At 48.0% G+C, this 24,420-nt stretch carries 20 protein-coding genes; 10 read left to right on the top strand and 10 right to left on the bottom strand.

The window, feature by feature from the left end; translation table 11 throughout:
• The first annotated feature begins 14 nt into the window (after nt 1–14).
• Nucleotides 15–1,214, top strand: a complete 1,200-nt coding sequence (locus tag J7438_RS18170) for a DUF2608 domain-containing protein (RefSeq protein WP_209277666.1) — start codon at nt 15–17, stop codon at nt 1,212–1,214.
• 234 nt (nt 1,215–1,448) lie between these two features.
• Complete coding sequence (locus J7438_RS18165; protein WP_209277665.1) at nt 1,449–7,061, top strand: autotransporter outer membrane beta-barrel domain-containing protein; 5,613 nt, start codon at nt 1,449–1,451, stop codon at nt 7,059–7,061.
• A gap of 382 nt (nt 7,062–7,443) precedes the next feature.
• On the opposite strand, the gene J7438_RS27875 is transcribed toward J7438_RS18165, so the two are convergent.
• The gene (locus J7438_RS27875; protein ID WP_286196691.1) at nt 7,444–7,626 is read right to left on the bottom strand and encodes a hypothetical protein; all 183 of its coding nucleotides are present in this window, start codon (nt 7,624–7,626) and stop codon (nt 7,444–7,446) included.
• Nucleotides 7,627–7,704: 78 nt separating this feature from the next.
• On the bottom strand, nt 7,705–8,061 hold the full coding sequence (locus J7438_RS27870) for a hypothetical protein (protein WP_286196689.1): 357 nt from the start codon (nt 8,059–8,061) through the stop codon (nt 7,705–7,707).
• A gap of 29 nt (nt 8,062–8,090) precedes the next feature.
• Here J7438_RS27870 and J7438_RS18155 point away from each other — a divergent pair, with 29 nt between their 5' ends.
• From J7438_RS18155 to J7438_RS18135, 5 genes are all read left to right on the top strand, one after another.
• The gene (locus J7438_RS18155; RefSeq protein ID WP_209277664.1) at nt 8,091–8,429 is read left to right on the top strand and encodes a hypothetical protein; all 339 of its coding nucleotides are present in this window, start codon (nt 8,091–8,093) and stop codon (nt 8,427–8,429) included.
• Between the two features lie 47 nt (nt 8,430–8,476).
• Nucleotides 8,477–8,758 carry a type II toxin-antitoxin system Phd/YefM family antitoxin gene (locus tag J7438_RS18150; protein ID WP_209203248.1) on the top strand — a complete coding sequence of 94 codons (282 nt, stop codon included), beginning with the start codon at nt 8,477–8,479 and terminating at the stop codon, nt 8,756–8,758.
• Entirely contained in the window at nt 8,745–9,128 is a 384-nt protein-coding gene (locus J7438_RS18145; RefSeq protein ID WP_209203247.1) for a type II toxin-antitoxin system VapC family toxin, read from the top strand. The genes J7438_RS18150 and J7438_RS18145 overlap by 14 nt, the downstream gene beginning before the upstream one ends.
• A gap of 1,548 nt (nt 9,129–10,676) precedes the next feature.
• The gene (locus tag J7438_RS18140) at nt 10,677–11,549 is read left to right on the top strand and encodes an esterase/lipase family protein (protein WP_209277663.1); all 873 of its coding nucleotides are present in this window, start codon (nt 10,677–10,679) and stop codon (nt 11,547–11,549) included.
• Between the two features lie 65 nt (nt 11,550–11,614).
• The gene (locus tag J7438_RS18135) at nt 11,615–12,688 is read left to right on the top strand and encodes a lipase secretion chaperone (RefSeq protein ID WP_209277662.1); all 1,074 of its coding nucleotides are present in this window, start codon (nt 11,615–11,617) and stop codon (nt 12,686–12,688) included.
• Nucleotides 12,689–13,012: 324 nt separating this feature from the next.
• Here the strand turns inward: J7438_RS18135 and J7438_RS18130 are convergent, their stop codons facing one another.
• Complete coding sequence (locus J7438_RS18130; protein ID WP_209277661.1) at nt 13,013–13,438, bottom strand: helix-turn-helix domain-containing protein; 426 nt, start codon at nt 13,436–13,438, stop codon at nt 13,013–13,015.
• A complete protein-coding gene (locus J7438_RS18125) occupies nt 13,435–13,749 on the bottom strand; it encodes a type II toxin-antitoxin system HigB family toxin (RefSeq protein WP_209277660.1) in 315 nt (104 codons plus the stop codon). Before J7438_RS18125 ends, J7438_RS18130 begins: the two co-directional genes overlap by 4 nt.
• Before the next feature lie 150 nt (nt 13,750–13,899).
• Here J7438_RS18125 and J7438_RS28410 point away from each other — a divergent pair, with 150 nt between their 5' ends.
• Nucleotides 13,900–14,313 carry an ISAzo13-like element transposase-related protein gene (locus J7438_RS28410; protein WP_209203934.1) on the top strand — a complete coding sequence of 138 codons (414 nt, stop codon included), beginning with the start codon at nt 13,900–13,902 and terminating at the stop codon, nt 14,311–14,313.
• A 374-nt stretch (nt 14,314–14,687) separates the two neighbouring features.
• Here J7438_RS28410 and J7438_RS18115 read toward each other — a convergent pair whose 3' ends face one another.
• The gene (locus tag J7438_RS18115) at nt 14,688–15,734 is read right to left on the bottom strand and encodes a hypothetical protein (RefSeq protein WP_209277659.1); all 1,047 of its coding nucleotides are present in this window, start codon (nt 15,732–15,734) and stop codon (nt 14,688–14,690) included.
• Between the two features lie 208 nt (nt 15,735–15,942).
• Between J7438_RS18115 and J7438_RS28405 the strand changes: the two genes are divergently transcribed.
• Together J7438_RS28405 and J7438_RS18105 are read left to right on the top strand one after the other, a co-directional pair.
• On the top strand, nt 15,943–16,038 hold the full coding sequence (locus J7438_RS28405; protein WP_353620156.1) for a GTP-binding protein: 96 nt from the start codon (nt 15,943–15,945) through the stop codon (nt 16,036–16,038).
• Between the two features lie 262 nt (nt 16,039–16,300).
• Nucleotides 16,301–18,559, top strand: coding sequence for an ankyrin repeat domain-containing protein (locus J7438_RS18105; RefSeq protein WP_209277658.1), 2,259 nt, complete (start codon nt 16,301–16,303; stop codon nt 18,557–18,559).
• Nucleotides 18,560–18,972: 413 nt separating this feature from the next.
• Here J7438_RS18105 and J7438_RS18100 read toward each other — a convergent pair whose 3' ends face one another.
• The 5 genes from J7438_RS18100 to menC form a co-directional block, all read right to left on the bottom strand.
• Complete coding sequence (locus J7438_RS18100; RefSeq protein ID WP_209277657.1) at nt 18,973–19,845, bottom strand: U32 family peptidase; 873 nt, start codon at nt 19,843–19,845, stop codon at nt 18,973–18,975.
• 132 nt (nt 19,846–19,977) lie between these two features.
• Nucleotides 19,978–20,985, bottom strand: a complete 1,008-nt coding sequence (gene ubiU / locus J7438_RS18095; protein WP_209203939.1) for a ubiquinone anaerobic biosynthesis protein UbiU — start codon at nt 20,983–20,985, stop codon at nt 19,978–19,980.
• A 233-nt stretch (nt 20,986–21,218) separates the two neighbouring features.
• Nucleotides 21,219–21,860, bottom strand: coding sequence for an RNA 2',3'-cyclic phosphodiesterase (thpR, locus tag J7438_RS18090; protein WP_209277656.1), 642 nt, complete (start codon nt 21,858–21,860; stop codon nt 21,219–21,221).
• 123 nt (nt 21,861–21,983) lie between these two features.
• Entirely contained in the window at nt 21,984–23,384 is a 1,401-nt protein-coding gene (gene menE / locus J7438_RS18085; RefSeq protein WP_209277655.1) for an o-succinylbenzoate--CoA ligase, read from the bottom strand.
• A gap of 25 nt (nt 23,385–23,409) precedes the next feature.
• Nucleotides 23,410–24,414, bottom strand: a complete 1,005-nt coding sequence (gene menC, locus J7438_RS18080; protein WP_209277654.1) for an o-succinylbenzoate synthase — start codon at nt 24,412–24,414, stop codon at nt 23,410–23,412.
• Between the last annotated feature and the right edge of the window lie 6 nt (nt 24,415–24,420).

The raw sequence follows: 24,420 nt of genomic DNA, 5'->3' as shown, positions 1-24,420 counted from the left end.
AACGGAAGATGCCAATGCTTGACCGAATGATGCCAGAGCTTGACAAAATACTGATTGAGAGCATAAGTACACAACTCAAGAGCAACCTTGATTCGGGAGAATATCAGTGCCACAACAACGGTGGGCGACCCTACCTGACCAACTCCCGGGGTTCAGTTCTTTGCATTTACAATGGCGAGTTCAGTGATGAGCTAGACCAGATCCAACCCTACATAAGCGAGGCTCAGGATTTTTATGACCTGCTTCCGCCGGACATTAAAGCGCTTGCCCAAAGAAAGATCACGGCATCAAACCCTCACACAGCCGGAGCATCACTCCAGACAAAGTGTTCCGTGGAAACCAACCCGGATGCCACCCAGCTAACGGAAACACAGTGCCAGATATTGAAAACAATATTTGACTTACAAACAGGCGTTTATTTTAATCAGGCTTGCCAAGCGATCACCTCAATTGATGAACTCCACTGCTACCGTCCCGACAACCTCAATGGCGGCTGGACAACTTCCCCGAATATCACACCGCTGGCAAACTTTGCGGCCATTGAGCAACAGTATACGCAATGGGTCGAGCGCTCGGATGCGCACCATGCAAGCGCGATGCAATCACCATCGCAGCACTCAGCAACCGGCATAACCCAGACAACCTGCCATACGCCTTTGCCTATCCAGGATCGGGAATATAACGTAAAAAGTATTGCCGCCGTTATTGACTATGTGACTCCGGGATACCACCCATTAGTGATGTTTAATGTTGACCAGACCCTGGTAACCCTTGACTTTGTTTATGGGCAATTAAAACGGGTTGCTGTTGAAAACGATATTGAGCGGACCCTGCAACGCATCAGACAAAAAGCACCTGACGCGCACATTATAGTGTTGACCCGGGCCACAGCAACAGCAGCCAGAGAAAAGCTGCAAAAAGCCAATATCGATGAGCGCCTGTTTGACAGTATCGAAAGCGTTGCCGACAAACAGGGCACAGAAGGCTCGGTGATGGAGCAATACATCGAGAAAATGCCCGAGCGCCCGGCACAGGTTTGTTTCGTTGGTAACACGGTCGAAATGCTAGCTAATGTGGAATTCACCTGTAAGAATTTGCAAATCCATTACAATACTTTCCACTACACAGGAGCAGAAGAGATAGCACAAAGAGCCAGTGAATATGCTCGGAATATGCCATGGACTGAAGTTAGTGTGCAATATAACAGGGCCTGAGTGAGACATAGTATAAAAAAATTGTCTTAATAAAGTTTTTTTAAAAGATAAACGATATTTAGATTCGGTGGTTCCTGGACTAACTTAAAGTTCAGTTATTCTATTCTTTGTTATTAATTGGATATCCGTCGTTTTTTTATAATTTATCTGACGTTTATTTTCTGGTTTGATTCAACACCCTTCAAGGCATCTAAAACCATCTTCAGGCGCTTAACGTCGTTCAAGGTATATGTGATGAGTCGTTCAGTAGTTATATTAAGAAAGAAAGCTCTGGTTCTGGGTATCAGCTCTGTGCTGGCCGGGTGGAGTGGCAGTGGTGGTTTGTATGCTGAGGAGTTGGATGTTGCCCCTTCTGTTGATGTTAAACCAGCGGCTCCTGCTGTAATGTCTCAGAGCAATGGTGGAGGTGGAGACTCGAGCGATTCGACAAAACCTGCTTACTGGCCGCCCGAAAAACAAGCAATCATTATAGGTCAAAATCCTGTGAAAGCTATTAATGGGATTGACATAAAAGAACCAGGAGAAAACATTTCATTAGAAGGCGGCAATCTGGAAATTCCGACAGGTGTTACCATCAAAGTAACCGGAACAGGCGATGGCGCAAGCATTGTCGGACAGTCTGGTACTAATACCCTGACTCTGACTAATACTGGGCAAGCAAGCGTTGAGGTTGGGGCTGGCGCTACCGGCGTGAAGGTTGTTGATCAATCATTAACCATTAGTGGAGCGGGATCTATCACGGCAGCTACAAGTGCAGCCGATGCAACTGGGGTATCCGTTGCCGGGGGAACACTCACAATAAATGGCAGTACAATCGAAGGCTCTAAAGCCGCCATTGCAATAACCGGAAGCGCTACCGTTGATTTCCAAAAAGGTTCTGTTATCACAGGTCTGGGCGGCAAACCGGCAGTAGATGCACCGGACATAGAGGCATCAGACAAACCTGTTATTGTAAACATTCAGGATGGTACATTTACCGGTGACATAAAAGGTGGTGGTAGCGATGATGACAAGATAACCATCACTGCCACAACGGGTGACGGGATCAAGGGTAATATCAGTGGTTTTGAAACTATCAATATCACTGGCACTGGCTGGAAAGCCCAAGGGCATGTGTCCGGTGCAAACAAGTTGAAAACCAACAGCGCGATCGAAGACCTTCGTGTCAGTAAAAAAGCAGAAGACTTAGCGAAAAGCGCTGATCCAAATACCCTTAAAATTAAAATGGCATCTGATGAGACTCTGACGATTGAAACCGCCGGCGGTGCCGACGGCAAAGTCAAAAATCTGCATATACTCGATGCTACACATCTCAACTTAAGCGACGGTAACAGCTCGTCGCCTGGCCCCGCTACTGTTGACAAAATCACTGTTGGCGACACTGCTGGTTGGCAGGTTGATGGTGTGGCTAAAGATGTAAGCGTAGTCAAAACCACTGGCACCATTGAAAATCTCTATGTGAACGTTCAAAACCTCTTAGGTAGTGACCGTGGTTCTTTGAGCGTTAATTCTAAGGGTGCTGAAAATCTGACTATCGCCACCAATACCAATAACAGTGGTGATGTCTTGGGTAAAATCGGCATTCTGCACATACATGGTGATAACACAAAGCTGACATTAAGCGATGACGTAAAAGATCATAAACCCGGCTTTGCCTCAATTGACAATATTTTTGTTGACGGTATCACTGGTTGGCATGTCGACGGCTTTGCCAGCCAAGTAGAAGCACTCAACACTTTAGGTACCGTCAATAATCTTTATGTTTATGATCAGAACTACGCGCTAAGTACTATTAAAAATAGTGAGGCAGGGACGCTGAGGGTTAGGTCTGACAAACTGGAGGTTAACACCGTTAAAGGTCTTAGCGCAGTTGGCAAAATCGACCATCTGCATATACTCGGTGCTACAGAGCTCAATTTAAACAAAGGTTCTTCTGACCCTGCCGAGGTTGGCAAAATCACTGTTGGCGATCCCGCTGGCTGGCAAGTCAATGGCCTGGCCAAAGGAGTCAGCGCACTCACCACCGATGGTACCGTAAACCACCTTTATGTCAGCGATAGCAACGCTGTTGTAATAAATGCTATTAAAGACAAAGACAACGCAGCCGGTTCTTTGCAGGTAATGTCTGACGAACTGGCGATTACCAGCACTAAGACCGGTGATGCTGCTGGCAAAATCGACCAACTGCATATATTGGGCGTTACAAAGCTAACAGGGGCAGCCCCTGTTATTAAAAATATTGAAGTAAGTGCTAATGGCTGGCAATTGTTATCAGCTTTGAGTGACGTTCAAAGCATTACTGCCAGCAGATCTGAAGCTGATAAAGGTGATGAGCCAACTACTGTGATTAACGCCATCTCACTTGTAGGACAGGGTGCAGCGGCTCCGGTTGACGGAGTTACTGGCTCTTTGAATATCAACGCCCCAATATCAACACCTAAAAATAGAACAACTCCCATACAGATAACGGGTACTGAAACAGAGCTGATAAAAAGCCTTACTATTGGAGAAGGTGTGCAATTCGGAACAGTCACTAATGTCGACGACATCATAATCACTGGTGATAACTGGCAGTCGTCTGGTTTGGTAATCAATACGGAAAGTATTACGGTTGGAGCGGAAGGAAGCGAACCCCCAAAGGGGACAGTATCTGCTATTAAAAGCGTCCCTTATAGTACTAACGTTATCAGTTCCCCACCAAAAGCAACTTTAAATGTTACTTTCAATCAACAGGCGGATTTAGATGATTTTCTTGAAATCCAAACCACTGGTAATGGTGTAATCAGTGGGATCGACTTCCGGGAGGCCAGTTTGCGGCCGAGTATCAAGTTTGTACCGATAGCGAATACTGATTATACCAAGGTATTTGGTAACTCTTCTAAAACAGATACTCTTGTGATATCAACTGGAGTGTCGGCACCAACCGGTGATAAGTGGCCAAATGGCTTCAAAGGTATAGAGTATGCTGCTCCTCCTGCCTCAATCATTCCTGATTTAAAACGATTGGGATTGGCAAAAATTGAAACTGGTACCGAAATCAAAGCTGTTGATAAAGCTAATCGCTCTGGTCAGGAGGATTCAAAAAAAGTTCTATCTATTCCCTTTACCAAAGAGGGAGCACCAGATTCGTTTTATCTGAAAACGACAGCAGACGCTGATGATAATGCTTACTCCATTAATTTTAATTATCCTAATCGACCCAATACTACCTTTGAGATCGCCGGTGGCAAGGTCACAAAACTGGAGAATGGTGATACTCATACAGACAAACTTATTATCAGTGGTGGTGCTATTGAGGGCAATATTTCCACTATTAACTCTATGAGTATAAATGGAGGTTCTTCCTCTACTCCAACTTGGGAAACATCCGGCACCTTCACCAATCTGGAAAGTATTAAGGTAAACGATGGCGGAGTTTTGACCGCTCTGAATGTTGAGCCAGTTCAGTCCGGCAATGCTGCGTCTTCAATATCTAAACAGACGCTGAAGGTACAAACCACCAGTAAACAGAACCTGGCTGTTAATGTCGTCAAAGGTGGAACTCTCACCACCATGGATATCGCTAAAGACGCCAGCCTCGGAGCGATTTCAGGTGCCGAAACTGTCAATATTAATGGGATAGCGACTCTCGGTCCTATTACCAATGCAGCTTCAGTCAAAGCTGGTGAACTTGATTTTGATCAGGTGCAGGTGGGTAGTGGTTTACCTGCTCCTAATGACCGGGCCAGTATTCCAAACCTGGTCTTGAATACGCCCGACAGAGCGGTTGCACTCACCACCAAAAGCATCGGCACTCTGGATTTAGCTAACGGTGCCAAACTTGGGGCAATGACCGGAGACGTTAATGCTCTGAACATAACTGGTAAAGAGTGGGAGGTCTCTCCGGTCATCACATTGGCGGCTAAAAGTAGTGTAGTGACCGTCAATGTTGCCCAAGGTGCTAATGTCAGCGGGATTGTTACACAGGCTCCCAGCTCGGAATCAAAAGTAAACCAATCTGGCTCTAAAGCACCTTCCCCAGTTAAGATTGCTATTAAACCAATTGAAGGTGAAAGCAAAAATCAGACTCTGAAAGTAAAAACCAGCGGTAACATAGATGGCAACCTTGATTTCACAATTGTACCCGATCATACCACAGTTGAACTTACAGAGGATGGGGGCTCCATCAACGGTGACATCACCGGCGCTAAAAATATCACCTTCGGCGGTAAAAGCACCCTGAACGGAACTATTAATGGCCCCGTCAACACCGTCCAGGTAACGGGCCAGCTGACAGCACTAAGTAAAAATACTGCAGAAACATTTACTATTCGTGGCCCTGTATCTAAATCCGAAGCACCTGAGCCCCCCACCTTGAGCATTGCCAAAGGGGGTAAATTGATCATCAATAGAAGCGTAAAGGTGGAAAGTGGAAGCTTCCATCAGGATGGTGAAATTAATATTGATCCAAGTGCCCCACTCCCAGCTAAAGACAAGCCTTTGGTCACTGCCAAATCTATTAACATCGGGCCTGATGCCAGGGTTGTTTTTGATAGTTCAAAGGCCAGTGCGGGGCAGGTATTGATGGCAGCCACTGATAAGGGAATCAACCAACCCGTAACAGTGGCAGCCACTAACGAGCAATACCATCATTTTTATTCCATCCTGAATCCGAAGGATCCGAAAAAGATGGAGCTTGCCACCAAGAACATGCAAGCCTATGTTTGTGATCTGGCGGCCAGCGGCGGTGCCCCGGCATCTGCGGTCAAGGCTGTGGACGTAGCCGTTGCACCAAAAAAAGCACCAGATGCCGCCGCTGCCCAGTCCCGTGCCACAGTTAAAGATCCGCTCAATGCCTTTGTGGTCCAACGGGCAACGACCCCAGACAGTTCCGCCAAACTGGCCAAACAGCTCACACCCAATGATACCGGCAGCAACATTACCGCCGCCCGCGATGCACAACAGATGTCCAGTAAAGCCATTGATACCCGCAATACCAACCGCCGCACCGGCATGAACAGTGGCGATATGATGGAGTCCGGTGGTGTCTGGATTCAATATGCCTACAACGACGCCAAACAGGATGAGAAAGACGGCGTGTTTGGCTACAAGGACAAAACCAATGGCTTTACCCTGGGGGCAGACTGGGAGCTGGACGATATGTTTGACGCCGGGGTGGCCTACACCTACGCCAAGTCGGATATCAGCGGTGAAGGTGCCGGGTCCGGCAGCACCATGGACAGCAAGAACCATATCTTCACCCTGTACGGCTCTTATGACCAGGATGATATGTTTATGGATGGCATGATCAGCTATGCCTCCGGGGATAACAAAGGCCACCGTAACGTCAGCGGCAACCGGGTACAATCCAGCTACGACAGCAAGAGTTGGGGTATCGGCCTGAGCGGCGGCATGACCCTGCCCAGCAATGAAGAGTGGAGCTGGCAACCCCTGGTGGCCTTTAATTACTACCGCATCACCACCGACGACTACCGCGAGTCTGCCCCGTTGAACTACCTCGCCTTTGATCAGGTGAAAAACGACGATTACACCATTATGGAACTGGGCGTGGGTGTGCGACTGATGGGCGATATCCAGAGTGATGATCTGGCCTTTCGCCCGGCCTTCAAACTGATGGTATTGCACGACTTTAAAGACGATCCGGTCACCATGACCGCTCACTATGCCGCCGGTGGCAACAGCTTTGTGGTGCACGGTGCCAAACGTGACACCACCCGCTACCAGTTTGCCGCCTCTGTGGATATGGATCTGCACGATAATATGACGCTGTCGTTCAACTACAGCCATGACTGGATGGATAACTTCAAGTCCGATGGGTTTATCGCCCGGCTGCGGTATGACTTTTAGCGGGAGGAGTAGTATTTAAGGTTAACTGTTATGTGTGCGTAGTGCTTACAGAGTGTGTACAGAGTTGCCTCCCTTTTCGGGAGGCTTTTTTTTGGACAATAAGTATCCATCCTTTGGGTAGAAAAGATTCAAGCCGCCAGCGCTAAAGGGATTCCGACCCACAATAAGGGCATTTGGGAGCCCGAACAAAGCCCTCTACAATAGTCTTGGCAATATCAGCAGGAGAATTTTTCTCTGAGAGGGCATTGATAAGCGCATTTTTGGATTGACTGCTCAGGTTTTCTCAGTGGGTGACGGGCACAACCCGCGTATAGATATAAAGCAGTGGCCGTTCAGGAGTTCCGTTCTTACGGATCACTTCTCCAGTTAGCTGATGGCATGCCTACAAATGCCGGTGGAACAGATCAAGACGACCACGGTCTATATAGCCGAGTTTCTGGCCATTCAGTTCTATCCGGATAGCCCTGTCATCAAAGGAGTTTGATGGCTCTGGTATAAAGCTGACGCTGGCCTCCAGGGGGATATCGTCAACGGCTACCTCAGACTCATGCCGAAAACCGGCCACTTCAACAATAAACTCAAATGCCCCGTCAGCATTGTCAAACGGGTGGATCAGCTCGAAGCCGTCATCAGGTAGCCGGGCTCATGAATGCCCCAGTAAGGCAAAGTCACTGATTTGAGCCTCCGGGTTTAAGCCTCTAAGCTCCAGGTAACGGGAGAAATCGCTGCGGGTTCGAGGCGGCAGTCGACGGATAAAGGCATCAAGCACCTGATTATCGTACTGACTGACTCCCTCCTGAATCTGAAAGGCAGGATAACCGGTAAAACCATCTGCTACTGCCTGCTGAAAATCTTTACTGTCGGAAAAATACCGGAGAGTCACCTTTTCACCCTTGCGTATCAGCTCGCCCACCACAGAGCGAGACCGGTTTTTGCTTGCCAGTGCCTGCCATGAGAGAAGTATTCGATCCGGCTCGACCAAGTGTTCAATATGCCTCATTTCCAATCATCCTTATGCCACTTCATCTGATGTCTACCCCGGTTGATATAGGCGAGCAGCATATTATTGTCACGCACGCATTGATTGAACTTTTTCGGGAAGAGCTCATGGCCAAGACTGGTGCCATTATCAAAGAAGGGCGAAAGTCGGGCAGTGCCTTCGTTGCCATTCCAGATGACTTTCCAGTGGCCCTTTTGAGTGTAAAAGGGAGGGGATTGCGGCAGCCAGGAAGCAAGGTAGAAAAGCTGGGGTCAGAAAAGCTGGGGTCTTTCTTTTTGAACACATTCAAGATTCAAGACCTGTCTCCGTTTTGCCTGGGGAATAAAAGATTCAAGAGCCTGGCCTTCCTTAAGGTTGCGATTACTTAACGTACGCTCTACATTAATAGACGTACATACTTCAAGGATTTTGTTTTATGCCTACGCAACAAGAACCAGAACAGAGCAACCAGGTGGTAACCCTGACTCAGCTTCGCAAGAATATCTATCAGCTTGTTGATGAAGTGATCGCCAGTGGTAAGCCATTAACCATTGAACGGGGGGGAACTCTGTTAAAACTGGATGTTGTCACCAGAGCTTCATCAAAACTTGGAAATCTTAAGGTCCGCAACACCCTGCTGCCTGATGGTCCTGATACGGCAGATGGTCTTGAGGAAGCGATCACCCACCAGTGGGAGCCAGATAATGGTTTTGATTGATACGCATATTGCGGTCTTTCTGCACAGTGGTGATTTGAGCAAGATTTCTCCACTGGCTCAGGAGCAACTTGAATATCATGATATTGTTTTGCCTGAACTGGCAAGGCTGGAGCTTCAGTATTTGCATGAGATTGGCCGGATTACCTTCACGCCTGCTGAAATAGTTGCTGACTTGTATGGTGATGTGGGCATGGTTTGTTCAAAAACGCCTACCGCAGGACTGGTTCAATCGGCTATCGGTATTCACTGGACCCGGGACGCTTTTGACCGGCTGATTGCAGCTGATGCCATTTTTTGTGATTGCCCGTTGATTACCCGTGATCAGCGTATCATTGAGCATTTACCTCAGGCGTTAAGTGCCCGCTGCTGAGTAAATTGTGAAATACTCCCACCACTAAACCGCTAGGGCGGTTATAGTAGGGGCTTCCTGGAAAGCTGGAGTCATACAAAAAGCTGCAAAAGCTGGGAAGCTGGGGTTATGGGAAGCTGGGGTCATATAGAAAAGCTGGAAAAGCTGAGGTCAGGTCTTTCTTCTTGACGCAAAACCAAGGAGCCCGAAACTGAAAAAAACTGGGGTCAAAAAACTGGGGGCAGGTCTTTCTTTTTGAACACATTCAAGATTCAAGACCTGTCATCGTTTTGGTCGTCACCGTTTTGTAAACTCCGGCCTCATGTATTGTGCCAATCCCCCTTCGATACTTCGACAAGCTCAGCACTCAGGATGAACGGAGATCGAGTTCAAAATGTCGAAGTTATTTCGGGTCAATTCCTAACCCGGATATTTCATAAACTGCCCCGAATCTCGCGCACGACCACATGGATGTGGGAGATAGGGCGACGCAGGATGCCAAAGCCGAGGACTTTGTCGCTCTAAGGGATTTTGTGAGGGAGCGCCGTACCGGGGAGTCCGGTCGACTGAGCAAAACTCCCATAGAGCGGCAAAGGACAAGCGAGAGCGGGAGCACGTTTATGAAATATCCGGGCTGAGAGCCTGCCCCCGGTTTATCGACTGTCAAACAAGCTTCGCTGACTTAGATCAATACTTTCTCTTCGGCAAATACGTAACCTGTGCTTATCCATTGAGTGATTGCCGAAGTCGATAGCGACTGTTTCGGAACCTGGTAACAAGAACACCAAATGCTAACTCTCTGGCTAAGAATAAATACCACCCCAATAATAATAAAAACCGCTGACGGCTGATTGATCAGCACTTGTCGCCTTGCTTCGAGCGAGGTTTTTTATAGGTTGGATACGGGGGAATAAGCAGTAAATTCCGTATCTGGACCAATAGGATAATACGGCAATGTCCGTAAAATAGCCGACTCAGCAAACAGGCTGAGACCTTAAGTTGAGTGAAGCATTTTGCATCAGGGAAGAGTCGATACAGTGTCACAGTGATGTGAACTGACGGAAGCCTCGAAAAACCAGGCAGGATGCACAGGAACCCCTAACGACTCCGGTCGTTCTTTACGGTCCTCGCTTTATGCGGGGATTTTGTTTTGATCTCGATTCCAAGGTCCCTGGCATACCGAACCTCTCCACAAATTAGCCCCCCATAAACTCTCATGATTCCGAACAGAAACAGGTTGTTCCACATCCTGCAGGCTCCGGTATGCATTCCCACGCAGAGCATGGGAACGAGGGTACAATACTGCCACTACAGAGGAGCAACAGTGCTGGTACACAACGCCAATTTACCTGCTATGAAGCTGTCAACGGCTGAATTTAGTTTTCAATATAACAGGTTTAGCCCATTACCTGTTCTTGAACTTGCTCTGATGAAATTTTATGTGTTCAAATCCCTTATACAACGATAACAAAATTTGAGATTGACATGACGAACACAATAATAAGAAAACTCCTCTGGACAGCACTGACATTTAGCGCTCTATTAAGCACACAGGCCAATGCAGCCTGTATGTTCTGGCAAGACTGTGACGCCTACAAAACCAAACACCCTATTGTTCTGGTGCATGGTGTAGCCGGGTTCGACTCCATTCTGGGCATTGATTACTTTTACGGTGTTCACAGTGCTCTCAAGGAGAGAGGTGCCGAAGTCTACAGCCCCAACCTCTCTGCCTGGGAAGACGCCTATGTCAGGGGAGAGCAGCTTGTGACCTATCTGGAAGATTTGCAAGCCGCCACCGGTGCCGAAAAATTCAATCTGACAGGGCACAGCCTTGGTGGACCCACTGTCCGTTACGCAGCGGGTGTCAGGCCTGACCTGGTAGCCTCTGTAACCACCATAAGCGCCGTCAACTTTGGCTCGGAGTTTGCCGATGTGGCCCGGGGCCTGGTACCGATGGGCGGGAACACAGAAGCTTTTATAGCTCAGGCTCTTGAGCTGATGGGTCACATAACCGACTTTCTTGCCGGCAACCCTGAGAATCCGCAAGATGCCCTGGATTCGGTCACATTCATGACGACAGCCGGTGCAGCAGAGTTCAACAAAAAGTTTCCCGACGGCATGCCATCCTCATCTTGTGGCCAGGGCGCACAGGAAGTGAATGGAGTGCATTATTACTCCTGGGGAGGCAATGATGCCGTAACCAACGTTTTGGATATTTCAGACGCCTTCCTGATGCTGACCAGCACAGGCATCAGCGGCAACAATGATGATGGTCTGGTCGGCCAATGCAGTCAGCACTGGGGCAAAGTCATTGGGACTGATTACAGTCTGAATCATTTGGATGCTATCAATCATCTTTTTGGTATTCACCATCTTTTTGAAACCGATCCGGTTACCCTTTATGAAAACCACGCTGTACGCTTGAAAACAGCTGGCTTATAAAAGCAAGGTGTCATCAGGAGAAGATCTATGAAAGGTCTTCTCCAAACGGTAGAGGCAGATAATTCATGAAAGCATCACGACGCAGACAACTCAAAATATCCTGTTTTATCTGTTTCTTGTCTTGTATTGGCGTAGTCGTCTATAAACAAATCGCTGAAACAGATAGTAAGCCTCAGGCACTCCTACCCGTCATCTCTGATCAGTCCTCACCCAATGCTCTGGAAAAGACATCAACAAATAGTTCAGCGGTTTATATGTCCAGCTTCGGAGCCTTGCCCGATACACTTCAGGACACCACGGTTATGGGACGTCTGGCTGTAGACGATAATGGACACCTGATCATTTCCAGTGATATCAGGCAGATCTTCGACTACTTTCTCTCTGCCATAGAAGAGGAACCGATTGAAATCATTCTTGGCAGAATCAATGAATACCTGACAAACTCACTGACTGAACCGGCACTGTCTGAGGCCAGGGCGATTCTGAACAGTTATATCGACTTAAAACTCGCCTTGTACCGGTTGAAGCTGGAACGCTCTCCCTCTCTTCAGACATTAGCGGCTGATGGTAGCGGATTTGATAAAACGCTCTACCTTTCTTTGTTAGGAGCGCAATTTGCAGACATCGACCGGCTGAAATCCATCTATTTGTCCAGAGAGGTCCGTGAAGCTTTCTATGGCAAGGAAGAACGATACGATCAATATACCTTTGCCAAAATGAACGTATTGAACGATGGCTCCCTCAGCGATCAGGAAAAGCAGTATCAACTTGAGCAGATTGACGCAAGTGCCCCACAGGAAATGATCGAAGCCAGAAGGGAGGTTCAGATCATTGATGAATTACATCGCAGAACAGCGGATTTAAAGCAGACCGGAGCCGACGAAAGTGAAATTCGATCCCTCAAAATAGAGATGTTTGGCTACGAGGCAGCAGAGCGTTTTGAGCAGCTGGGAAAAGACCGGGCTGTCTGGCAGTCCCGGATCGACCAGTACCTGATTCAGAGAAATCATATCCTGTCAGCAGAAGGTTTAAGTCAGGAGGATCAGCAAGAGCAGATAGAAACCCTCAAAGATTCGCTCTTTGAGGCCAGAGAGCAACTCCGGGTCGAAGTCTATGAACGACAAAAAACAGATGCCTGATGCAGGCCAGCAGTTCAATTAAGGAATCAGATGTTTACCATAGTCTCTGAGCTGGCAGACCGGAATCAGAGGCTATAGAAAGAAGCGATCCTGAAACTACTTCCCCTGATTGGCGCTGAAACATTCCTTGATTAACCGCCAGACAAACATTCTCAGGCTTCGCCTGTCACAATCAAAATCTGCCACCGCAAACCTCATAAGTCTGGGAAAAGTTGAGCAATCTTGTCCTCAAAGATCGCGAGAAGGAGGTAAAAATGATGTTACAGCACTCGGAGCCAGAAACAATTTAAAGCGTACTTTGATGTAACGCCTTGTGGAAACCGCTCAGGTTTTGTGAAAGAACACAGACGGTGAAATCCTGAATCGCTCGGACAGAGCCTGAATATGATCTCTGGTCAGGTTTCTTGAGCCGTTTAAGATCATCGATACCAGGCTTTTACTGCCTAATTCGGTTTTAAGATCATCTGCCTTTAAGTGGTACTGATCCATCAACGTCCGAAGAATAGCGACACCATCATCAAGTGCTTCGATGCGTCGGTTAAACTCAGAAAACTCTGCGGATTCTTTTTCCCATTTTCCAATAGCGATAGAAAGCACCTCAATCAATGGCAGGTATTGGTCATAATCTTCAATCAGTTCATCCATTAATTCCAGAGCTTGCTCATACTCAGACTCATTGTGGATGCGACTGATGAAACGAGCCTCTGCAAAAAAGTCCAGTGCCTTTTCTTTTAAATTGGCATATCTCATGAACCAGCCTCCTTCAGGTACTTTTTGCATAACTTGTCGTACTCCAAATGAGAGACAATATGCTTCACGTAAATTCGGTTGTCTCTATATTCGATAAAGGCAATGAGTCGCAGGTTATTACCACCAATATCAATAATCCACCACTTATCCTTGTATTTAAAATTATCCAGGCTTGGAAACAGGGCCTTCAATTCTTGCGGGCTGCTAAAGTCACCGTTTCGCAATGCTTTATAAGCGGCATCAATGGCAGCTGCATCGTTAGGGTATTTCTTGGCCGCATCGTGAAACGGCTTCCTGGAGATAACGTGCATAGCGGTCTCAAAATTTACTTATTGTGAACTTTAGCATAGGGTTGATTTGTTTACAAATTGTGAATATCGCCTTTATATGCAGGGAAGGCATATTGCAATCGATGACAATCGAGGTCGTTTTCAAGTGACAATACAGGGTTGGTCAGGCGAATGATGACAGAGCTTGGGACACCCGCAAACAAGGATACAGTATCCCGATTGCTCCATATGCAAGACTTCCAGATAAAAATTCGGACAGCCCACTTTCCAGCTTATTGCTCAAAATATAATCCGATTGAGCACCGCGCTTTCCGCATGTTACCCGAGCGTGCCAAGGCGTTGCGCTTGAGTCAATCGACGTTGCAAAACACTACATGGAGAAAACTGAGACTACCATCCGGTCACTTATGGATTCGCTTCCGGCTGATGGTTAATCTTTACCGGGTGGGAGTCGAACCCACTGGATTTAAACGAATGATTTCAGTTCACAGAACCTCCCACATTCTCAGGCGTCACCTGTCGCAATCAAGACCTAATGGAATGGTCCGCCCCGCTCCCAAAACGGCTTCAAATGAGCCAAAATAGAATGAGTTTAGTAGGACATCATTATGATGTAACGCCTATGCTCGCATTGCCTGGGCTGTATTAACCAAGAAAGAGCCATACAAGGCAGCAGCATGAACATAGTCATTAAACTATTAAACGTGAGCGGATTCCATCAGGGCCAGAGGCATTGAGACCTCACCCCAAAGGCCGGTCTCTTTATTAAGAGAATGGAAGCATTACTCTTTAGTAATGATGGAAAACTTTTCCTTGCAATGCGGGGCGGACAATATATTACCCCAGATTTCTGACTCCAATGAGTGGAACTTCGGAAACATTAATAAATAAGCTAGTATTGGGCCTTTTTCCTTTTGACCACAGGGATTTCCATTTAGCAGAATAAACTGACGAATTGTTTATCGACCAACATGACGATAAAAAACCTGAGAAAAACATTCAGGCATGGAGCAAACAGCTCTTTTGACTCTTACTAAAAACATGGCCGTTGCCATACCCGCATATTCACTAAGATGAAATCGATTTGCTAATGCTATTGCTGACATATAAAGGACTTTTCCACCTCCTTCAAAATTCCCCAGAATAGATCCGTCGAATTTAGGCTCATCACCATCATTTAACGACGTGACGAATTCCGGCCGAGATAGAATGCTTCTAACAGCTTCATCCTGACTGATATTGTACCGGTTCATTGCTTTACTTATCAGATAATTAAAGAGGTCGCTGGTATCTCCTTTATCCATCTGCATAGCCCCTCTATACCCCGGGGAGTATGAGCTTGCCCAAACGATCCCTACGCCAAACAACCATTGGCTTACTTGCATTCCTATACGCTGTATCTGATATTTTTCCGGATACTTGTGAATCAGCTCAGGATTGACAAAAAAACTATCCTCATCTGGCAGGCTCTGCCGCCCCTCATCTATTCGTTGCAGCATGAGTGCAAAGAAATAAGAATCTAACTCATCAATATCGGAGGATACCGTTTCGAGACCTTCAACGACCCACTCTTCATAGGTGCCTCTAATATCAGCAATAACATCATCAACAGCAGCCTTCATCGCCTCTTTGTATTTTTTACCATTATCTTCATTTGGCATCATTGTAATTCGGAAAGGCCGGAGCTTATTCCCCACAAGATCGGCCAGATTATCATCAAAAACATGAAGATCTTTTTTAAATTCATCCAGTTTTTCTCGAAAGGCGGGTTTTATTTTTTGTCCTTGCAGTCTATCAACGGTTCTATAGATGATTTTCTTTGAAAAAAGCTCTGTTTCTATATCACTTTGCACCTCAATCTCTTTTACAGCAGCTTGGGCTTCTACACCTGTCTTTAATGTTATTTTCCTCCCAAAAGCCCCTCCAGTATCTCTCCACTCACCACCCGCGCATGGTGAGCGATGCCTGAGGAAACAACTTCCAGATTCCACACCGGTGTTAATCATTGTTAAAAGTCCTGTTTTGGTTTCAGGAACCCGTGATCAGAAACGCCAGGTTGATCAATAAGCTTCTGAGCAGTTAAGATAGCATTAAAAATGAAAGCTTTTTTGTAAAAAGCCAACTTGCAGACATAACAACCAATTTATTCACTTACATTTATAATTCACGATACTATTTTCCAGTTTCAGTTCCTGAAAATTGCATTTTTTTTCAATGAAGAAAAAAATTTCTACCAATTTGATCACCGGCTTCCTGGGCTCTGGTAAAACCACCGCCATTCTGCACTTACTCAGGCAGAGCAAAAGCTGAGGAAACAAAAGCTGGGGTCATATATGGTCTTTCTTCTTGAAGCAAAACCAAGGAGCCCGTTGACGCAAAACCAAGGAGCCCGAAACTGAAAAAAACTGGGGTCAAAAAACTGGGAGCTGGTCTTTCTTTTTGAACACATTCAAGATTCAAGACCTGTCACCGTTTTTCTTTTTCTCTGCGTCCGGGGGATGGGGGATAAGGGATAAAAAAAGAAAAATCATTGTCAAATAAAAATTATTGAAATCTGTATTGGAATAACAAAATGCATGGTACAGTTTCCAGCCCTGGTGGCCAGAGAGCAATCATCAGCAAAAGGCCACGCCTTGATACCCCAGATACGTCGTCGGTTCCTGTTCTTCCTTCCTTGCCAAAAGAAGCTTCCCATGCCCACAACAGCTCTGCCCCATCCAATGCCCTGACGGAAAGAACCATCGCGCCATCAGAACCTCTCAATCCACGGCCCCTGCCGGAAAACTGGCAATGGCAATTGGTATCAGGCATCCTGAATGGAGAAATCCAAGCCATTTCAGCATTGCTTCAACAAGGTGCTGGTGTTAATTGCAACCTCTCCAGCCAGATTGCAAGATTGCAGCAACAACCTGTCAACATTAACAGGGTAGCCCCCTCGACAATCGCCCACCTGGCCAAGGCTGTCAAGCTGGGGGTGCCGTGCACCCCACTTTGGCTGGCCGTCAGGGTCGGCAAGCTTGAAGTGGTAAAACATCTGCTGTCCAAGGGGGCACACCCGGATGCCAGCAACCCTCACTGTTCACCTCTGACGATGGCGGCCTTTTTAGGATTTCAGGAGATAGTCAAGGTTCTGCTTGAATATGATGCAGATATACAAGCTGGCAGCACAACAGGTTTGTTATCACCACTGTATTGGGCCATTCATGCTGGCCATCAGGATCTGGTGGTGTTTCTAAAGGAGAACGGTGCCCATCTGCAAATCGGTTCCCGGGGCAAGGATGCCCTGATTCACAAATCCGCCAGACTGGGATCGACCAGGGTAATGGAGTATCTGCTCAATCAGGGCGAGGACATTGATAACCACAGTACCGGTCAGCTTACCCCGGTTTATGCCGCAGCAATCAATGGCCATTTTGAGCTGGTCAGGTTACTGCTTGAGCGAGGCGCAAACAATAGCCATGACGAAACCGGTAAAAATACCTTAATCTGGGCTGCCTGTCGCAGTGGCAAACTTGACATGGTCAAATATCTGCTTGATCAGGGGGCGGACATCAACGCCCGCTGTGGTAATACCTATTCCGAGAAAAACCCGCATCCCCTTGAGGCAGCTGCTTATTCTGGCAATTTGCCACTGTTAAAGTTTTTGCTCGGCCGCCTGAATCTGACTATCAACAACCCCCGCCTCAGCGCCACTCTGTTCCAGCAAGCTGCTGAGGGTGGCAAAGTGGTGATCATGGATTACATTGCCAACAGGTCAACCATCAACATTAATGGGAGGGGTTACAATTCCCCGATCTCTTCAGCGGCCCGCAGCGGCTCCATCGAAGCGGTGGCGTGGCTACTTGACAAGGGTGCAGATATTGAAGCCAACTGCCGAGACCAACAATCCCCTCTGTGTCAGGCCTTCGCCCGGGGGCACTTTGAACTGGCCAAATTCCTGCACAGCAAGGGCGCAAGACTTGCCGGTAATAGAGGCAAGGATTCGCCCATCTATTGGGCGGCCAGCACTGGTAGAATTGATAGCGCGGCATACCTGCTTGACAGGGGCGTCAGCGTCAATGCCAGTGCTAAAGGCTCAAATACCCCTATCCATAGCGCAGCGGGGGAGGGTTTTCGGGAGATGGTGGAATACCTGCTGGAAAAAGGCGCAGATGTTAACGCCAACGCTGAGTACATTACGCCTATCGTTAATGCAGCATGGAAGGGACACCTTGAGCTGGTCAAACTTCTGGTTCATAAATCTGCAAAAATTGATGCGAGTAGCTTGCTCAATGCGGCCGCCTTGGGAGGCCATTGCCCCGTATTGGAATACCTGTTTGAAGAGAACGCAATCCGCCAGGGTATCAATCCGTCACACGTTTCAGGGGCAATTATTCAAGCGTCCCTTCAAGGCCAGCTGAACGCCATAAAGTACCTGCTCGGCGTATTCGAGACCCATTTTAGTGCTGCCCCCAGGCCTGACATTTCTAAACCCCTATGGAATGCAGCCCAAAGAGGCGATATTGATGTGGTGAAGTATCTTGTTGAGCTGGGGGCTGACGTTAATGTAGAGTCCCGGATGCATGGCAGCGCACTCTGGAGTGCAGCAGAGAGTGGTTGTCTGGATACCGTTATGTACCTGTATCAACAGGGTGCCAATATTCACTATTCACACCCGGTCAACAATACGGATGTACTTTCCATCGCTGAGCAAAAGGGCCATCAGGCTGTGGTTCAATTCCTGCAACAGCAACAACAGCTGAATCATTTTCCTGCCAATCACCTGCAGTCTCTGCCGGAAATCCCCGGGATGCATTCCCCCGATGGCGCAAAAAATGAATTTTATGAGTAATGGTTTAGAGGAAAGTTCAAATATTTTATCTCCTGATAAAGTAAAAACTATCGTACTCCTCAATAGGAGACTTTTACTCAATGCATTTAGCCATTAAGTGAACCAAAAACCGCTGTCTGAAGCGGACAGCGGTTTTTTTTGCTTACTGTTGAGGTCCGGCAGTGATCACAGGATCAGAGGCAAAGAATTTTCTCAACTCCTCGGGTGCCCAAAGACTGTCACCTTCAGGGCCGTTAGCCCTTAATTCATAAAGCCCACGCCCCATCGACTTTGTATGAGGCTCTCCAAGATTGGGGCCGTATATCAAGAAGGTCAATAAAATCAGCAAGTATCCCGGTAGGAAGTTTACCTCAGGCGTTCAGTGCCCGCTGTTGAGTAGATTTTAAGAGGATTCTATCATTGTTCCCTGTTACTCAATGGGCTATTCCGGGCTTTCCTGACCAATAGCCATTACATTGTTGAATATCAGAAGCAATGACCTTACTACTCAACGCCATTGCCTGCGCCAATTCATCACCCACTTTCAGAATATCTTCCGAATGCCCGGAAAGGCGCATAGCCTTAACCCCTGCACTCGCCATTGCCTGCCACTGATCCAGAATATTATGACAACTGCCAGACAGTGTCTGAATACCGTTGATGGTAAACAGCGCATCACCTTCCTGGGTCGCCAGGGGAATACCTGATGATGACTTAATACAGCTGAACTCACAGCTGTCTTTGCTCAGATCGTGGGTACGGGCGGTAAAACAGCGGGCCGAGTAGGCCAGAGGTAGATAGCCATAGCTGAATACCTCGGTTTCCAGATCATGAATGCCCAGCTCTGGCAAACGCCCCATAATCAACTTAAGGTGATCAAAAGAGAGTTCAACCGGCAAAACCCAGCGTTTTAAACCGGTACCATGCAGAACCTGCAATGCTTCAGCACTGTACAGGTTCACCGAAGGGCCGGTAATAAAAGGGATGCCCGCTTTTGATAGATAATGGACAGCAGCCATATCATTGGCTTCTACAGCAAACTCTCCGTTCTCACAGACCTTACTCACCCGGGCCAGTTCAGACTCAGCTTCAATCAGCGTCAGTGTCGATAGAACGACTTCTTTGCCTTTAGCCTGCAATAACCTGGCAATGGCTAACCAGTCATCCAGCTTCAGCTCACGTCTTTTCGAGCAGACGACTTCTCCCAGGTAGACGCGTTCAAAGGCGGATTCGGCTACTTTCTCGTAAAACGCCATAACATCTTGTTTAGGCCAGAAGAACAGTAATGGGCCAAGGGTAATTTGCATAGTTTATTCCCTGTCTGCGCCGGGCATTACCCGAAAACGCGATCTGCCAGCCATAAAGAAAGCAAAGCATGTAAACCTTTATGGCTCGTGTCTTTGTGGTTTAAATCAAAAGAGAGTGTCAAGCAGCCAACATCACTGCCATGGCCGGTTATAGGCACCCAGTGTAGTCTGGCTACCTTCAGACAAACGGGAAAGGCCAGCCATCCAGCGCTCATTCGTGGTAAAACTATCAGGATTGGACTGGTAATGGTCCAGCGCTTCCCGCCAGATTCTCACCACTTCGGCAACATAGGCCGGGCTTCGCTGGCGGCCCTCAATTTTCACCGCACTGATGCCAGACTGATAAAGCTGAGGAATCAGATCCAGTGTATTGAGGCTGGTGGGCTCTTCAATGGCATGACTGACCTGATCATTCACCGTAAAGCGCCCCTTGCAGAGGGTTGGATAACCGGCCTGCTCATGGTGATCAAAACGGTCGATCAACAAACCTCCCAGTCGGGTTTCCATCCCATTGGCCGTTGTCTGCCAGCGCACAGCGGATGCGGGAGAGCAGGCACCGGCGGTATTGGGCGACTCCCCTGTCACATAAGAAGAGAGAATGCAGCGCCCTTCGGCCATAATACAAAGACTGCCAAAGGCAAACACTTCCAGTTCCACCGGGCTTTTCTGAGCCAGTCGCTCAACCTGTTTTAACGACAGCACCCTGGGCAATACTGCGCGTTTGATACCAAAATGATCATGATAAAAAGACAGGCTGGCCTGATTGGTGGCAGAAGCCTGAACGGAAAGATGAAGATTAAGATTGGGGTATCGCTTGCTGGCATAGTCCAGCACGCTGATATCGGCAGCAATCAGGGCATCGACACCGAAGTCGGCACACATATCCACTGCTTTTTTCCAGCGGTGCCAGTTGGTCGCCTGGGCATAAGTGTTTACCGCAACAAAAAGCCGAACCTTTTTTCCTCGGGGATTTTTATCAACGTAATCCAGTGCCTTCATGGCCCGCTGATCAGAAAAATTCAGACCGGCAAAATGCCGGGCATTGGTTTCATCGCGAAAGCCGATGTATACGGCATCAGCACCATTATCGACAGCGGCTTTCAGGGAAGGAAGGTTACCGGCAGGACACACCAATTCCATAGAGAATTATCCAGTAGTTTTTGCGCAGCATAGCACGCTGAACAAAAAACCGACTTGATACTTATCAAGAAAAAGCCAAAAAATAAGTATCAACACTTAAGCCAGTATCTATTAAGGGATTGTCCCGGAATTTGACTGAGACTTGTTAAGGTCGCTTCCCGCTGCCCGCAAAAGCGGCCTGTCTTTTTCGGGCAACGCTTATTGAAATGTCAAAGTTATTCAATGGCAGTTCCTTATGCGCTGATAGCAAGAGGTAGCAACGGGAAAGCGTGGAGAGATTTATATCGCGTTCCCATTGCAGTGCTCTCACTTTCCATTAATACCACTTCACCTACCGTCATCCGGAAACTGGGAAGGTTAAAATACTGACTATGGGTGATATACCTTGGTCGTTTAAAACGCCCCAGGGTTACGTGGGGGCGGAAATTCCGGGTTTCAGCACTGAAGCCTGACTGTACCGCCGCCTGCTCACAAATATCAGCAAGCCGTTTTAACTCCTGTCCTGAATGCATCTCCAGGGCCAGCACCCGCGGGTTTCGCCCAGTTGGAAAGAAACGAAAGCAACCGGTCATACTGTCAAAGGTATGGTAATCAGCCAGATCATTTTCAAGGTTGCTAATTAACTGCTGTAACTGTTGGGGGGAGCTATTGCCCAGGAATTTAAGAGTAACGTGCTGCTGCTGGGGAGCTACCCAGCGCAAATCGTGAACATGACCTTCACCGGCTCGATGAATGGCTTTCTTATGCAGCGTTGCAGCAAGTTCAAGAGGTAATTTTACAGCAAGAAAAGCCCTAACCGGGGAATTATGCGACAACGCCTCATCAAAAGAGGTCGGGGCGCTGGAAGCGTTGTAGCTAATGGGGTTATTTTTCATATTATTCTAACTTCAACGTCTGACTGCTAAATTCAAACCAATTGAGCCTTGCAATTTGGTTTGGCTAAGTTTGTTGAACCTAGTCTAGTACATTGTTGGCAGAAATCTGCCTGTATCGTCGTATTATTCCAAAAGTGCCTGAAAAAAACGGCGATTAATCTTGATCCCTGATTCTGCTATGTGCTCAGGAAATAAACGAATATGTACCGGCACTTTGAATTTAGCTATCTTGCCTGCCAACCTCTCTTTTGTAAATGGTTCATTCAGGGTACCGTCCACAGTCTGAACATAAGCAACAGGGCGCTGCCCATATTCAGGATCCGTTATGGCAACGACCACCGCCTGGACAATGTCCGGGAAGGTCAGCAAAGCCTGTTCAATCTCTTCAGGATGAATATTCTCCCCCCCTGAGATCAACATATTATCCATACGACCACATACCTGTAACTGGTCACCGTGCCAACACCCTTTGTCACCGGTATTAAACCAGCCACGGGTACCCGGTAATGGCGTAATCTCGCCATGTTGAAAATACCCTTTGGCCAGAGTGTCGCCACGCACCTGAATCTCGCCTTCCTCTGTTAAACGAACCTCACGCCATGGCAATACCGCTCCGGAAGTAACACCACTTCCGGTAAACAGTGGCTCTCCGGTACACACCTGGGAGGCCATCTCGGTCAGACCATAGGTGGTCAGAACAGTTACACCCTGTGCTTTTACCGCCTCCACCAGCCTCGGGGAAGCAACGCCTCCGCCCAGCAGAATATAACGTACGCCTGAATCGTAGAGTGATAACCCGGACTGCAGCAGCCTGAACAATTGGGTATTCACCAGGGAAAGATGGGTCAATCGCTGTCTGGTCAGCATGTCATCCAGCGACAACCGACGTTCAAACAGCACCATTGTGGTACCAGCCAGCAGGCAACGCATAACAATGGCCAATCCGCCCACATGAAACAGCGGCAAGGATAACAGCCAGGTATCACCATAGGTTAATGGCAAGGTATGCATTGAGCCCAGGGCACTGAAATAATGATTTTTATAACTGTGCGCTACCGCCTTTGGGATACCCGTCGTTCCAGAGGTGGCGATCAGGTCGTAAACGGCTTCAGCATGGATCTTAATGGGCTGAAGCCTGCTCTCCGATTGTGGCCGCATGTGAGTAATCCGTCGATGAAAATCGATACCCGCACTGTCTGCCACCAGCGCAGCTCCAATACGTTCACGATATCCCGACATTTGCGCTTCCGGAAACGCCGGGTTTACCGGGCAGAAAACCCATTGGGAACGAAGACAGGCCAGGGCAACCACCACAGTGTCCAATGGTTTATGGGTGACAAACAGAAGACGGCCGCCCGCTCTCATGCCCTTATCCCGGTATATACGACAACAATCATCCACCCATGCATCCAGCAGCCGAAACGTGACTCCACCCTCCTCCAGCTGAATCGCTGTACAGGAGGACTGATGAATGGCTCGATAACGCAAGGGACAGTATTGCAATTCGGGGAAGATGGTTTTCATCAACGGCGTTCTGCTATGGTTCTGTTCAGCTCTGTATCGCTGAAAAAGCGGGATTTATGGCAACCGGCTGACCGGCAATCATCTTTTCAGAGGTCAGGCTGTCGGTAAATGCCGATAAGGTGTCCAGGCCCGGTTGTTCTTTCGGTGTCCACTGAGCGCTGAGCTGCTCCAGTATGTGCAATCCAATAGACGACTCATAAGAAGAACTGAAAACAGTCCTGACACCAAGGTTTCTGCCGGTTGTCACCAGCTGTCTGCAACGGGCCAAACCACCCACCAGCGTCGGCTTGATCACAATGGCCGCCAGACCGCGCATGGGTTGTAGCAGGTATTCCGGGAGCTGGACAGTTTCATCCAGGGCAAAGCGAAGCCCGGTCTGCTCGTAGAGTTGTGAAAATTCAGCCACATGAGCGGTCGGCTCCTCAATATAAGCAACTCGCTTAACATCAATAGAGGCAGCGACTCTGATGGCTTGCGCCAATGTCCATTGCTGATTGGCATCCAGCTTGATGCTGACGGACTTTGGCAAAGCCCGCAGAACCTGGTTAATTCTGACACAGTCGTCTTCCATTGAGTCTCGGCCTATCTTCAACTTAAACTCTGTCGGCCAGTTTCCCTGCCACATTGCAAGCCGCTGGAGAATATCCACGGTGCTGCCCTGCAAAAGTGGTCCGGTTTCTGGCGGGACAAACCAATGATCCTGTTGCAACCACCACAGAGCCGATTCAATACCAAACAGGACTGACGGTATTGGCTGTAACCGCAGAACATCAGTGAGAAAAGGACTATTGAGAGATAACGGCTTGCCATCATTAACGGCCCGACAGAAAGCCTGAAGTTGTTCTTCAGCGTCGGCAAGACTCTCACGGCTAAACCCGGGCAGTGGCGCTATTTCGCCATAACCCCACCGGTCACCGATACGCAAACGCAAAATCAGCCCTTCCCGCTTATTCAGGCAGGCGCGCTTCAGCCATAACGGCTGCTTTAAAGGTAGCCGATACCGCAGGATATCGGCCTTACAGTCTTTCATAGATCG

It is taken from the genome of Thalassotalea sp. G20_0, from assembly GCF_017744175.1.
Taxonomy (GTDB): Bacteria; Pseudomonadota; Gammaproteobacteria; order Pseudomonadales; family Endozoicomonadaceae; genus Endozoicomonas.
This window is presented reverse-complemented; position numbering and strand designations above follow the sequence as displayed.